11 protein-coding genes are annotated in these 13,411 nt (G+C 55.9%); all 11 read right to left on the bottom strand.

Features of this window, described 5'->3' with window-relative positions:
* Position 1 precedes the first annotated feature (1 nt).
* The gene (gene sufB, locus PG731_RS04180) at positions 2 to 1,450 is read right to left on the bottom strand and encodes a Fe-S cluster assembly protein SufB (RefSeq protein WP_101628225.1); all 1,449 of its coding nucleotides are present in this window, start codon (positions 1,448 to 1,450) and stop codon (positions 2 to 4) included.
* Between the two features lie 38 nt (positions 1,451 to 1,488).
* A complete protein-coding gene (locus PG731_RS04175) occupies positions 1,489 to 2,199 on the bottom strand; it encodes a helix-turn-helix transcriptional regulator (protein WP_243381227.1) in 711 nt (236 codons plus the stop codon).
* A gap of 93 nt (positions 2,200 to 2,292) precedes the next feature.
* The gene (locus PG731_RS04170) at positions 2,293 to 2,943 is read right to left on the bottom strand and encodes an NUDIX domain-containing protein (RefSeq protein ID WP_101628226.1); all 651 of its coding nucleotides are present in this window, start codon (positions 2,941 to 2,943) and stop codon (positions 2,293 to 2,295) included.
* Positions 2,940 to 4,661 carry a CTP synthase gene (locus tag PG731_RS04165; RefSeq protein WP_270772338.1) on the bottom strand — a complete coding sequence of 574 codons (1,722 nt, stop codon included), beginning with the start codon at positions 4,659 to 4,661 and terminating at the stop codon, positions 2,940 to 2,942. Before PG731_RS04165 ends, PG731_RS04170 begins: the two co-directional genes overlap by 4 nt.
* Positions 4,662 to 4,808: 147 nt before the next feature.
* Positions 4,809 to 5,735 carry a copper transporter gene (locus tag PG731_RS04160; RefSeq protein ID WP_270772337.1) on the bottom strand — a complete coding sequence of 309 codons (927 nt, stop codon included), beginning with the start codon at positions 5,733 to 5,735 and terminating at the stop codon, positions 4,809 to 4,811.
* Positions 5,736 to 5,746: 11 nt separating this feature from the next.
* Positions 5,747 to 6,925 (bottom strand): putative cytokinetic ring protein SteA, encoded by a 1,179-nt coding sequence (gene steA, locus PG731_RS04155; RefSeq protein ID WP_270772335.1) that lies wholly within the window; start codon positions 6,923 to 6,925, stop codon positions 5,747 to 5,749.
* On the bottom strand, positions 6,922 to 8,592 hold the full coding sequence (gene recN / locus PG731_RS04150; RefSeq protein ID WP_270772334.1) for a DNA repair protein RecN: 1,671 nt from the start codon (positions 8,590 to 8,592) through the stop codon (positions 6,922 to 6,924). Before recN ends, steA begins: the two co-directional genes overlap by 4 nt.
* A complete protein-coding gene (locus PG731_RS04145) occupies positions 8,589 to 9,437 on the bottom strand; it encodes an NAD kinase (protein ID WP_270772332.1) in 849 nt (282 codons plus the stop codon). Before PG731_RS04145 ends, recN begins: the two co-directional genes overlap by 4 nt.
* On the bottom strand, positions 9,434 to 10,267 hold the full coding sequence (locus tag PG731_RS04140; protein WP_270772330.1) for a TlyA family RNA methyltransferase: 834 nt from the start codon (positions 10,265 to 10,267) through the stop codon (positions 9,434 to 9,436). Before PG731_RS04140 ends, PG731_RS04145 begins: the two co-directional genes overlap by 4 nt.
* Positions 10,264 to 10,473: a hypothetical protein gene (locus PG731_RS04135; protein WP_270772329.1), complete on the bottom strand. Its 210-nt coding sequence runs from the start codon at positions 10,471 to 10,473 to the stop codon at positions 10,264 to 10,266. Before PG731_RS04135 ends, PG731_RS04140 begins: the two co-directional genes overlap by 4 nt.
* A complete protein-coding gene (locus tag PG731_RS04130; RefSeq protein ID WP_270772328.1) occupies positions 10,473 to 13,052 on the bottom strand; it encodes an HAD-IIA family hydrolase in 2,580 nt (859 codons plus the stop codon). The genes PG731_RS04135 and PG731_RS04130 overlap by 1 nt, the downstream gene beginning before the upstream one ends.
* Positions 13,053 to 13,411: the final 359 nt, after the last annotated feature.

Here is a 13,411-nt window from a genome sequence, read left to right as displayed (position 1 = left end):
ATCAGCCGACGGATCCTTCCATCTGCAGTTCGATCAGGCGGTTGAGTTCGAGCGCGTACTCCATCGGGAGCTCCTTCGCGATCGGCTCAACAAAGCCACGAACGATCATTGCCATTGCTTCGTTCTCATCAAGGCCACGGCTCATCAGGTAGAAGAGCTGGTCTGCCGACACCTTCGAAACGGTTGCTTCGTGACCCATTTCGACGTCATCGGTTCGGACGTCAACATAGGGGTAGGTGTCGGTACGTGAAACCTTGTCGACAAGAAGCGCGTCGCAAAGGACGTTGGACTTCGAGTGCCGTGCGCGGGCGTTGATCTGAACCAGACCGCGGTACGAGGTACGGCCACCGCCACGAGACACGGACTTCGACACGATCGAAGAAGAGGTGTGCGGTGCCATGTGGACCATCTTGGCGCCAGTGTCCTGGTGCTGACCGGGGCCTGCGAAACCGATAGACAATGTCTCTCCACGGGCATGCTCGCCCATGAGGAAGCAGGCGGGGTACTTCATGGTGATCGCGGCACCCATGTTGCCATCGACCCATTCCATAGTTCCGCCTTCTTCGACAATGGCACGCTGGGTCACGAGGTTCAGAACGTTGGTCGACCAGTTCTGGATCGTCGTGTAGCGAACGCGCGCACCCTTCTTGACGAAGATCTCGATAACACCTGAGTGCAGTGAGTTCTCGTCGTAAATCGGCGCGGTGCACCCTTCGACGTAGTGAACGTAGGAGCCCTCATCGGCGATGATCAGCGTACGTTCGAACTGGCCAAGAGCCTCAGTGTTAATGCGGAAGTAGGCCTGAAGCGGGATGTCAACGTGGACGCCTGGTGGCACGTAGACGAAGGAACCACCCGACCAAGCGGCGGTGTTCAGTGCGGAGAACTTATTGTCTCCGGAGGGAACAGCTTTGCCGAAGTACTCCTGGAAGATTTCCGGATACTCACGGAGACCCGTGTCGGTATCGAGGAAGATGACCCCCTGGCGTTCAAGATCTTCCTGAATCTGCTGGTAGACAACCTCAGACTCGTACTGGGCGGCGACGCCGGAGACCAGGCGATTCTTTTCAGCCTCCGGAATACCCAGACGATCGTAGGTGTGACGAATTTCCTCGGGAAGGTCTTCCCACGAATTCACCTGACGGTCGGTGGGGCTGACGTAGTACTTGAACGTATCGAAGTCGATATCTGAAAGATCCGGGCCCCATGTGGGCATCGGCTTGCGATCGAAGATTTCAAGTGCCTTCAGACGACGTTCACGCATCCACTCCGGCTCATTCTTATGATCCGAGATCGAACGAACAACGTCCGCATTAATGCCGTATTCAGCATTCTTTGAGTACTCGTCGCTATCGCGCCATCCGTACTCATACGCGCCAATTGAGTCGATGATTTCATCATCACTCATTTGACGGTCATCGAGGTCAGTGACCTGCGGTGACTGGGTCATAGTGGTCTCAACCTTCCATTCTTAATTTCAAGCACGCTCTACTTACGCAGAGTGGCTCGTGAAGCCGAACGAAGCACGGGTGCGCCCACGGGAATGTGAGTCGTACAGACGTGACCACCGCCGGCAAGAGTTGCAAGTCTCTGAATGTGAACATCAAGAAGTCGACTAAACGCTTGGGTTTCTGCTTCGCAGAGCTGCGGGTAGTCACCGGCAACTTCCTGAATAGGACAGTGCCCTTGGCATAGCTGAATAGCGAAATTGCCATTACCGATGTCTCGAACCGTCGCCGCATAACCGTCTTGAGTCAGTGCATCGGCAAGAGCCTGAGCACGGACCTTCGGGTCTGAGCCAGCTTCGCGAATGATAGGCGCATAGCGACGCTCAATTTCACGCGAACGAGAGGCCGCGAAAGAATCAATCGCTTCCCCACCACCAACTTGTCCAAGGTATCCGAGGGCTTTGACAGCTAGCTCGGAATATCCGTCAGGCAACTTCGTGTGCGCGTTCGGTGTTGCGACATAGTGACGAGCCGGGCGTCCACGACCACGCTTTTTCAACTGCGCCGGTTCCATCTCCATGATTTCTTTCGAATCCAACAAGATGGTGATATGCCTGCGCACGGCTGCGGTAGTCAGCTTAAGAATTCGAGCGATGACGGTTGCAGTCACGGGTCCCTTTTCGACGATCAAATCGAGAACCTGCTCGCGAGTTCGCGCATCGAGCTGTTCGCCCACAAGGCCTCCGATCATCTGTTCACGTGGGAATCTATGTCAGAGTCTACGTCCTTTTACGCACAATATGCTTATCGAAATTCAGACGTGTCAAAAACGCCACACGTTTCCTTAGCGCATCCAGGGTGAATCCGCAGGTCTCAGGCCCTTCCAACCACGTGCTCGCGCATTCCAGGTTGCAAGAATTCCAGTTACTGCAGACGGGTTGTGCAACTTGCCAGAAAATATCATGTCCACAGCGTCATCAAGCTTCACCCAGGAACTCACCATGAGTGCCTCTTCGTCCAGACGTTCGAACTCCTGATCAAGCTCGACCAGATCACGCGCGAGGAAGATACGAAGCGATTCAACCGATCCTCCCGGCGACGTGAAGTAGTCGACCAGAACATCCCATTGATTTGCTTGAAGATCAACTTCTTCAGCCAGTTCTCGCTGGGCTGCAAGAACATAGTCTTCCCCTTCAATATCGAGCAATCCCGCGGGAATTTCCCATAGGTTTGCTCGCACCGGATGACGATACTGACGTTCAAGAAGTACCTCTTCGTTGCCAGCTTCGCCCCGCAGCGCCACGACAGCGACCGCACCTGGGTGCGTGGTGTACTGGCGAAGAACAGGTTCAGCGTCTTCAATCAGACGAACTTCGTCCTCTTCAAGCCCGATGACCCGCCCATCCCAGAGATGACGGTGTTCAATGACCTCGAATTGAGCTGGAGTATCGCCTTCGGCCTTCGCCTGAGAGGCCGCAACCTCACGCAAAGTCATTTCGCTGATTCCTCAACGGCATGAGTGCCTTGATACGACGAGTAGCGTCCCTTGTGGCGTTCCAGGGCAGCGTGGACGAGGCCCACGAACAGCGGATGCGGGTTCGTCGGACGCGACTTGAACTCCGGGTGAGCTTGGGTCGACACGTAGTACGGGTGCAAGGAACGATCAAGCTCAACGAACTCAACCAGATCACCCGAGGGTGAAGTACCGGAAATATGCAGACCCGCCGCTTCAAGGCGATCGCGATAGGCGTTGTTGACCTCGTAGCGATGACGGTGACGTTCAGTCACCTCGGTCGTTCCGTACGCCTGAGCAACAATCGAACCTTCGACGAGTTTTGCAGGGTAAGAGCCAAGGCGCATCGTGCCACCAAGATCACCTTCGCCGGAAACGATGTCCATCTGATCAGCCATCGTGGCAACAACCGGATCGGAAGTCTCGGGATCCATCTCCGTCGAAGAAGCGCCAGCCAGACCCAGCATGTTACGCGATGCTTCAATCACCATGCACTGCAAGCCAAGGCAAAGGCCCAGAGTAGGAACGCCGTGTTCACGTGCCCAGCGCAGGGCACCAAGCTTGCCTTCGATGCCTCGTACACCGAAACCGCCGGGGACACAGATCGCATCTACACCGGCAAGTTCACGACTGGCACCTTCGGGCGTCTCGCAACCATCGGACGCGACCCAGCGGATATCAACGCGAGCATTGTTTGCAAAGCCACCGTGCTTGATGGCTTCCTGAACCGACAGATACGCATCGTGCAGATCAATGTACTTGCCAACCAGGGCGACCTCAACGCGGTACTTCGGGGAATGAACCCGCTCGAGCAAGCCATTCCACTCCGTCCAATCAACATCGCGGAACTGCAATCCAAGACGTTGAACCAAGTAGGCATCGAGTCCCTCACGGTGAAGCGTCGGCGGAACCTCGTAAATCGACGACACATCCTTGCACTCGATGACGGCATCGCGGTCAACGTCGCACATCAGCGCGACCTTGCCCTTAATCCCCTCAGGAAGCGGACGATCCGTGCGCAGCACAAGAGCATCGGGAGCAATACCGATCGAACGAAGAGCAGCAACAGAGTGCTGCGTCGGCTTCGTCTTCAGTTCGCCGGCAGCCGGCAGGAACGGAATCAGCGAAACGTGAACAAAGGCAACGTTCTCGCGACCAAGATCGGCGCGCACTTGACGTGCAGCTTCGAGGAACGGCTGAGATTCAATATCACCGACGGTGCCACCAATTTCCGTGATGATCACGTCAGGAGTGTTGCCTTCGGCGTCGGGATGAGCCTGGGAACGCATCACGCGTTTAATTTCATCAGTAATATGCGGGATAACCTGGACGGTATCACCAAGGTATTCACCACGACGCTCCTTCGCGATCACCGTCGAGTAGACCTGACCGGTTGTCGCGTTTGCGTCACCCGAAAGAGCAACATCAAGGAAACGCTCGTAGTGACCAATATCGAGGTCGGTCTCAGCACCATCTTCCGTCACGAAAACTTCACCGTGCTGGAAGGGGTTCATTGTGCCCGGATCGACGTTAATGTACGGATCAAGCTTCTGCATAACAACAGAAAGACCACGAGAGCGAAGAAGACGACCAAGACTTGAAGCGGTCAAGCCTTTACCCAGTGAACTGACGACACCGCCAGTAACAAAAATCTGCTTGGTCACCATTTGATCTGCGCCCATAGCGCGCGTTGAAGACATCACCATGGGACTCCAGCATAACAAAACGGTGCATATCACCTCGACTCAGAAGGCCAAGATGATACGCACCGCACAGTTGGAAACGTCACGTGGCAGAAGCGCTAGTGGCTCGCTGTCACGAACGTTGAGGCGAAGCGATAGCTCCTATCACGGAAGCTCGGGTATAACCGCAGTGGCGCCATTTTGAACGCCGTATGCGCGAGCAGTTGCGGACGCATCCTTCAGGGAGATGACGGCTGAGATTGCCGACAGCGTCGTGCCAGGCGAATCGATTGACGTAACCTGGGCGCCCTGAGTGCGCAGAACCTGTCCCATGGACGAATCCGTCGAAGCATCAGCGACGATAACCGCAGACTTCGGAACAGAAGTGACCGCCTGAGCAAGACCCATCCACGCCTGAGGAGCACGTTCCACAACGCCAGACTGGGAAGCATCTGCAGAGTTCTGAGCTAAAGCAGTTGCCGAAGCACGCGGGCCGACGACAACGATGGCTTCCGTTGCTCCGGCCGGATCCGTGGCGATCGACATGATCGGAGTGGAATCGTCAGTCAAAATCTCCTTCACGAGGTCCGTTTCAGAACCCGTAGTCGTCAAGACTGCAACGATGCCGAAGCTGATGATTGCTTCGCCCGATGCAGATGAGGGCAGATTAGACATATGGCTCGAAAGCGGGCTTGAAAGGGTCTCACGGTACTGAGACATTCCAGCGTTATCGAAGTTGTCCGTCAGCGAGACATGGCCGATTACCTCGGCGCCAGCGGCGGACAGCTGATCGCTGATCGTCGTAATGTCTTCAGCCGTAGCTCCGGGCAAACCAATTGTTGTTACCTTCATGCCTGACAGAGTGCCGTCAAGCTTGTTCGATGCAATCGCATCAAGACCTGCTGCTTCAGCGCTTGCCAGAGCTTGAGCCTGAGCAAGAGCCTGGGCATCGGCAACGGAAGATGTTGCATTCTTATCTGCAAGAGCCCCAGAGATTCGGGACTGCAACGGACCAGAACCGAGGATGACACCGATCGAAAGCGCCACGAACACTGCGATCAGCGATACCAGGTGGTAACGGAAATTCATCATTTTGTATCTCCTCAGTTGAGGTTCGTCAAAGAGTCAGGGGACATTGGGGTGGACGGGCTCGCAAGCGAAATAATCGATGAGAACAGATCATTGCCCCACGGCGTCGCCCAGAGAGCAACACCGATTCCACCAATCATCACCAACGCCAGTAGCACGATCCAGAAACCTGAGAGTCGTGGGCGGTGGGTGGCGGCAACTGCTCGAGCCTGAACGAGTTCATCCCCGGCAACGAGTCGAGTAAAGAATGACGGCGACATCGTGGAGCGGCCACGGTCAATGAAATCGTCAAGATCGTGGTGGTCACCGACGAGAACGATCGACGAGGCGCCCGAATGCTTAGCTACCAGCAGGGCAACGTCTTCGGACGAACCCGACATTTCGACGACGTCGGCGTGCAGACCCATGCGGTTGAGTCGTTCGCTTCCTTGAGCGATACCGTCGTGACCGCGTCGAAGAATCCTACGGCCTGCGCCACGAAGAACCTTGTCGCCGATCTGATCCATGTCGCCGACAACGATCTGAGGTTTAAACCCGGCAGAACGCGCCAGATCACTACCTCCGTCAACGCCGATGATGATCGGAGAAGCATCGCCGATCCAACGCTTCAGGTTCTTCAGCTGTTGTTTGGTCTGGGAGTCGTCAAGGACGACGACAACGGGCTTTCCTTCGAGGTCCTTCTTAAAGGTCGGAACACCAACACCTCGTAGGACGTCTCCATCACGATCAAGGAATTCTTCGATCGAGGCTGCGAACGAACCGATCTGCGTTGAAATGAGCTGCCGGCTTTCGACTTCGTCGTTTTCCAAATCGCGCAGGGAAAGCAGACGACCTGTCGATACGACTTCGCCGTCGCGAAGAACACGACCACCGTTGATTGTGATGGTGTCACCTTCACGCAGGGACATCACGTCGGGGCCAAGATCATCGATGACGATGATTCCTGCTTCGAGAAGGACACGAGGACCGCGCACCTGTTGGCGACCTGACGAAGAAGGCGCGGCATTAAGGACGGCCTTCGGTTCGCGCGACACGAGAGCGTGCGCGCTTTGACGATCAAGGTCAACCTGATCGATTACTGCAATGTCACCGGGTTCCAGGCGAGCAGTAATGTTTCGAACACGACTGTCAACGCGTGCGATACCCGTGATTTGTGTCGCGCCTGAAGCGGACTGGATTTTTTCGCTACTCATCCCTGTGATTGTGGCACGGCTGAAGTCAGGACTTCGATAGCGTGCCGGCGTGCCGCCGGAGAGTGAGCATCTCCACCCATCATCCGCGTTAATTCAGCCTCTCTGGCTTCACCTTCCACCACGTGCACGTCGGTGAGACCGTCATTCTTCGTCACCACTAGGTGGTGCGAGGCGAAGACAGCGACCTGCGGGAGGTGAGTGACGACAATAACCTGCCGGTTTTGTGCCAGGCGTTTCAAGCGGGCACCCACTTCAGTCGCCGTTTGCCCGCCAATTCCCGCATCAACTTCGTCGAAAATGAAGGTCTTCGTAGTGCTCTTTTCACCCAAGACGACTTCGAGTCCCAGCATGATGCGGGACAGCTCGCCACCAGAGGCTCCCTGCCCAAGTGGGCGTGGTGTGGCCGATGAGTGCGGTTGAAGCAGGATAGTGACGTCGTCGAGGCCATGCGACGTAGGTTTTGTCTTTTCAACGGTACTAATAAGCTTCGCGTCTGCCATGGCAAGCGCGTGCAACTCCCCCGTTACTTTTTCCGCCAGCTCACGACCGCATCGGACGCGGGAATCGTGGAGGCGTGAACCGACTTCGAGGACGCGCGCTTGAGCTTCCTTCAGTTTTTTTTCGGCGGCCTCAGGATTATTTCCACTGGTCACAAGCTCTTCAAGACGCTTACGTGCGCGTTGCGCCCATTCAATGAGGCCACTCGCATCATCGGCCCGGCCTTCAAGAAGTTTCTTCAGATCAGCGCGTCGCGAATGAACCCATGCAAGACGAGCGGGGTCAGCGTCGAGGCTACGAGCGTAGGCTCCTAGGTCATCCCCCAAAGTCTCAACATCGATTGCGATCGATTCTGCCTGTCGTTCAAGAGACGCGAGCGACTCGTCGAGGCTGCGCGCGGAAGAAATTTGATCGCGACTTTGTCGAAGAAGGCTCGAGGCTCCATCTGTATCGTCAGTTCCTCGGATGACAGCCGTTGCAGTATCAATAAACCGACGGAGGTCTTCCACGCTCATCAGGCGACGCGCTTCGAGTCGTAGCTCTTCGTCCTCACCTTCATGAGGGTCGAAAGCATCAATCGCTTCAAGAGCTGCGCTCAGCGATTCTGTTTCTTCGATACGCTCATCTGCGTTCTTCGTAATGTCATCGAAAGAACGCTTGGCGTTCACCGCTTCTTTCCAGGCTTTCCCGTATTCGGCCAGCAAATCTTGGTGCGCTTGGTCGCCGTAGGAATCTACGAGGTCACGTTGGGCATTCGGGTTTTTTAAACGCATCTGTTCGGCCTGCCCGTGCACTGTGATCAGGGGGGCAACTGTCTGGGCAAGCATCGATGCTGGAACCATTCGCCCACCGACGTGTGCGCGCGAGCGCCCCTGGGCAAGAACGGTACGCGAAACGATCAGCTCCGAATCTTCAACGTCAATTCCCTCTTCAACCAGAGGAGCTATTTGTTGCTCATCCAGAGTGAAGACACCATCGACTTGCGCGCGAGATCTTCCTTCGCGCACTAAGGCTGGCTCTGCCCGCGAGCCCATTAGAAGGTTTACCGATGTGAGCACCATCGTCTTACCGGCACCCGTCTCGCCGGTAAGAACCGTGAGACCCTCACCGAAGTCAAGAGTGGCGCGGTCAATCACACCGATCCCGGAGATTTCAATCGTTGAAATCATTTCGCGACCGACCTGTTACGTCCGTTCCTCCAACCGCGGGTCGGAAGATTAAATTTCTGAACCAGACGAGTCGAGAATGGGGTGTCATCAAGACGGACAAGCCTCACCGGCCACTGACCAACCGTGGTAGTCACACTGGAGCCCGGAGGCAAACTGGTCCGTCGTTTTCCATCGCACCATAGTTCTGGCGAGGTCCAGTTTTCACTGAGCACGCCCACTTCAAGCTTGGAAGACGGACCCACGACAAGCGGCCTCGTAAACAATCCATGAGCCGCCAACGGCGCCATCACGATCGCCTCGGTATCGGGCCATACAACTGGTCCTCCAGCGGAGAAACTATATGCGGTTGAGCCCGTTGGCGTCGCCAAAACAATGCCATCAGCGCCGTACGTTGAAACGTCCTGTCCGTCGACTGCCAGCGCAAGATGCACCGGATGGGCAACATCCGTGTGGATAACGACCGCTTCGTTCAACGCCCAGTCAGTAATGACCGTCCCATCGGGTTGGCGAACAACAACGTCCAACGTTATGCGGGTTTCCAGATGGAAATCTTCGTTTGCGATGCGTTGTGCCAGTTCGTCGAGGCCCTGATCGGTAGCCTCGGCAAGAAAGCCCATGTGGCCGAGATTCACGCCGAGAAGGGGCACATCGCAACGGCGAGCATATTCAGCTGCCGCAAGGATCGTTCCATCACCACCGAGGGCAAGAACAAGATCGGCAGAATTTGGGCGCGCGTCTTCGACGACCTCGACGCCAAGAGAGTCGAGCTCGCTCATCATGACCGATGCTGCTGTCTGCGCGTCAGGACGATGCTTATGCCAGACAAGCATGACGCGACGAATCATTGAAGTCCCTTCGAATCTGCGGGGCCAGCAATCACTGCCTCTTTGATACGTGAGCGTAACTCATCAGCATCAATTCCGCCTGAGCCAGATGCGGACATATGAATAAAGTACTCAACGTTCCCAGAAGGCCCCGGAAGAGGCGATGCTGCGACTGCACGGATTGTTAGACCGTTGTCGATGGCGCAGAGCGCAACATTTTCGACGGTTTCCACGTGATGGTTCGGGTTGCGAACAACGCCACCGTGGCCGAGACGTTCTTTGCCGATCTCAAACTGCGGCTTCACCATCAGCAGGAAATCAGCGTCATCGGTTGCAACTTCAACGAGAGCCGGGATAACAAGCGTCAGCGAAATAAAGGACATATCGCCAACAACGATCTGTGGCTTCGGATCCAGATCACCGTCTTTCATCGTGCGTACGTTGGTACGATCCATCACGACGACACGAGGATCTGACTGGAGCTTCCAAGCAAGCTGACCGTAACCAACGTCAACGGCAAACACCTGGCGCGCTCCCGCGCGTAACAACACCTCAGTGAATCCACCGGTTGAAGCGCCTGCGTCCATACACACTGCGTCCGAGATCGTGGGAGCAGTATCGCCCAGAATATCTAGGGCACCGGCCAGCTTATGCGCGCCACGAGACACGTATTCAATCTCTGGTGCCTCGCTAATCACGATCGCCTGTGCAGGATCCATTTGACGTGCGGGCTTCAGAACGATTTCTCCGTCGAGCTTCACACGCTGGTCAGCGATCATTTCTTGGGCATGGGTACGAGATCGAGCCAATCCCCTGCGCACAAGCTCCGAATCAATTCGACGCAGTTTCACAAGAACTCCGGACCGGATAGACGCGTGCGTAGAACAACGTCGCGTTCTTTCAAACGAACGATTTCGCGTTCAAGCTCTTCGATGCTCACTGTTTCAGACTGGGCATTCTGCCCTGAATTCGTAGCCTGGCGAGCATCATCATTGCCGAGGCTCCGGTTCTGGGGCGGCATCACGCTCGCCCCAGAACCGTAATTGAAATCAGTCATCACTCGCCTTGAGTTTCGCCCGCTTCATCATCGTCTTCAGTTTCGGCAAGAAGACGTTCGAGTTCTTCTTCGCCGGGAAGGAACGCAGGAGTTTCCAACGCTTCATCAAGCTCATCTGCTTGAACTGCAAGTAATTCGTCAGAGGAGGTGAAGCCCTCGTCGCTTTCTGTGTCTTCTAAGATTTCAATCGGCGCAACAACGATTCCGGACTCATCATCATTCGGAACGACTGTGAGCCTCGGGCAACGCGGGGTCTCTCCGGCGTTTTCGTCAGAGTAATCCCAGCCTGCTGCCGCCATTGCACGGTAGGTGTCGAGCGTAATCGTGTAGGTCTCATCCTCGGCCAGTTCAACATCGTCGACGAAGATTCCGCCGCGACGTGCGATGCGGACAACCTGAGAGACGCCACAGGTCCAGGAGTTATCCAGGTGGTGCTTAGCGCGCGGATGAGTTTCCTGAAGGCCTCGGATATCGAGGGCGAGGAAGCTGGGGCGTTGGCCACGGGGAGCCGTCACAATGGCTTGTGCGTCATGAACGCCGGTAAGGACGTGCATTGCCGGCATGCCTGCGCGAACAGCGCCCAGAATGTCGGTTTCAAGGCGGTCGCCAACAGCGATCGGCTTCTCACCGCCAACCAGTGCAGCGCCACGCTGGTAAATACCCGGTTCCGGCTTGCCTGCTGCAAAAGCACGCTTGCCCGTTGCATGTTCAATGGCGACGACAAGAGAGCCGTTGCCAAGAGCAAAGCCACGTTCCTGTGGAAGAGTTGCGTCAAGGTTCGTTGCGAAGAAATGCGCACCCCGTTGAATGGCAAATGCGCCTTCCGACATGAGTGCCCAGTTCACGTCCGTGTCGAGGCCCTGAACAACGGCAACCGGCTCATCATCAGCGGAATCGACGAGCTCATATCCCGCTTCAGTCAGTGCAATGCGAAGACCGTCGCCACCGATAGCAAAGACCTTCGAACCGTCTTCGATGCGTTCCTTCATCAAAGCAATAACATCCATGGCGGAGGTCATCACCATCGACGGATCTGCTTCAAAGTCCATCGTGTTCAGCTTGTCGGCAACCTGGCGAGGGCTACGCATCGCGTTATTCGTAACGAAGACGGTCTTCATGCCGGCTTCGCGTGCTTCTTTCACTGCGTCAGCTGCATGTTCGATCGGTTCATCACCATTCCATGCGGTGCCATCGAGATCAAAGAGGGCAACATCGAATTCTTCGACCAGCGGTGTTGACATTGCACGAAGCTGAGTGCGCTTATTGTCAACGTCAGCATCCGCATAGAGCGAAATATCAACGATATCGGGGTCTTCGATTTCTTCAGGAAGTTGGGATTCGAGTTCGTCGGCTTCATCATCGCGTCCAAGTTCGCGCAGACGATCAATCTTGACCTCGTTCAAGCGACGCAGGAGGAAGGGATCCGTGTCTGCGGGCAGTACAGCCAGCGCATCATCGACGATGAGCAGACCAACTTCGTTCTGGCCAAGATCGGCGCGAGCGCCGGAAGAAACCAGAATCAGTTCGACTTGCTCGGACAGTTCCATGCCCTTGGTTTCAGTCTGGTCGATGATTTCGACAGCCTTTTCAGGGCGTCCTAGGCCACGTTCACAATCTGCTTCGACTGCACGAAGCGAGTTGTCACCGCGCATACGACGGACGGCGCGGACCTCACGGAGTGCCTCGTCATAGCGACCGGATGCGTATGCGGTCAAGGCAGTTGCTTCGCGGACAACGTCAACGCGACCAGCACGCGCGGATGCTGCAAAAGCATGCTTGTAGGCAAGTTCCGGATCAAGGTCGATCAGCTGTCCGGCCATCACGAGGTGGCGGGCAACGATGTCCTTATTCGGGCCGGAAAGTGTAGTAAGTGCGCGCAGTGCTGCTGCATCAAGTTCTTGGGCGGACACACCTGCGGGAATCGTAGGTTCGTTCGGGTTGGGCGAGACGTACTCGTCAGTGGAAGCGTAGTTTTGGTACTGCTCTTGGTTGTGGCTGGGAGGCATGCGATCACCGCGCTGGCGATCGCCACCGCGACGCTCATTGTTACGGTCAAAACCGCCGGAACGACGATCATTGTTGCGCTCGAAGCGAAGATCCCGGTTGTCATTACGACGACCATAACCGCCCCGACGACGATCATCACCACGACGACCATAAGCACCTTCACGGCGGTCATTATTACGGTCAAAGCTACGACCACGGCTGTCATCACGACGACCGTAACCACCTTCACGGCGGTCATTGTTACGGTCAAAGCTACGACCGCGGTTGTCATCACGACGACCGTAGCCACCTTCGCGACGGTCGTCGTTACGGTCGAAACCACGACCGCGGTTGTCATCACGACGACCGTAACCACCTTCGCGACGGTCGTTATCGCGTCGTGCGTATCCACTTTCTCGGCGATCATCGTCGCGACGACCATAACCGCCCTGACGACGATCATCACCACGGCCACGGTAACCGCCTTCGCGACGGTCATTGTTTCCGCGAAATTGATTGCGGTCGCTCCACTGTGAGCGACGCTGGAATCCACCACGACCCTTATCAAAACGTGATCCTTGTTCTTCTGCCATGGCTTCTTCCTCTATTCCTGCGCGGTTGCGCTTTTCAAACGTGGGCGTTCTAGCCCTGATAGCTACGTCCCTATTTTAAGAAAGCATAGCCGGGTCACGGCGATAATCCGCCAGAAAGTGCCACATTGTGCGTGAGTCCACTCGTCTGCCGCTGCGTGTTGCCGAGCTTTGACTGAAGAGCAGTTTGGAAAAGGTGAGAGGTTCTCGTGGGTGAGCATGTTGAATTAGAGTGGGCCGTGCGAACCGTTTTCGTGTTTTGTGTGTAGTAGTAAACCCCTTGGAGTGGTGCTCCAAGGGGTTTACTTGAGTTAAATTGCGGCGGTGTCCTACTCTCCCACACTCTGTCGGGTGCAGTACCA

Origin of the sequence: Pauljensenia sp. OF14-1SRA (assembly GCF_027694595.1) — a bacterium.
GTDB lineage: Bacteria > Actinomycetota > Actinomycetes > Actinomycetales > Actinomycetaceae > Pauljensenia > Pauljensenia turicensis_B.
The sequence above is the reverse complement of the archived record's forward strand: the minus strand, read 5'-3'. Positions and strand labels throughout refer to the sequence as shown.

Coding starts and splice junctions, on each gene's coding strand:
- sufB (WP_101628225.1), bottom strand. CDS start 1,450: ATGACCCAGTCACCGCAGGTCACTGACCTCGATGACCGTCAAATGAGT.
- PG731_RS04175 (WP_243381227.1), bottom strand. CDS start 2,199: ATGATCGGAGGCCTTGTGGGCGAACAGCTCGATGCGCGAACTCGCGAG.
- PG731_RS04170 (WP_101628226.1), bottom strand. CDS start 2,943: ATGACTTTGCGTGAGGTTGCGGCCTCTCAGGCGAAGGCCGAAGGCGAT.
- PG731_RS04165 (WP_270772338.1), bottom strand. CDS start 4,661: ATGTCTTCAACGCGCGCTATGGGCGCAGATCAAATGGTGACCAAGCAG.
- PG731_RS04160 (WP_270772337.1), bottom strand. CDS start 5,735: ATGATGAATTTCCGTTACCACCTGGTATCGCTGATCGCAGTGTTCGTG.
- steA (WP_270772335.1), bottom strand. CDS start 6,925: ATGAGTAGCGAAAAAATCCAGTCCGCTTCAGGCGCGACACAAATCACG.
- recN (WP_270772334.1), bottom strand. CDS start 8,592: ATGATTTCAACGATTGAAATCTCCGGGATCGGTGTGATTGACCGCGCC.
- PG731_RS04145 (WP_270772332.1), bottom strand. CDS start 9,437: ATGATTCGTCGCGTCATGCTTGTCTGGCATAAGCATCGTCCTGACGCG.
- PG731_RS04135 (WP_270772329.1), bottom strand. CDS start 10,473: ATGACTGATTTCAATTACGGTTCTGGGGCGAGCGTGATGCCGCCCCAG.
- PG731_RS04130 (WP_270772328.1), bottom strand. CDS start 13,052: ATGGCAGAAGAACAAGGATCACGTTTTGATAAGGGTCGTGGTGGATTC.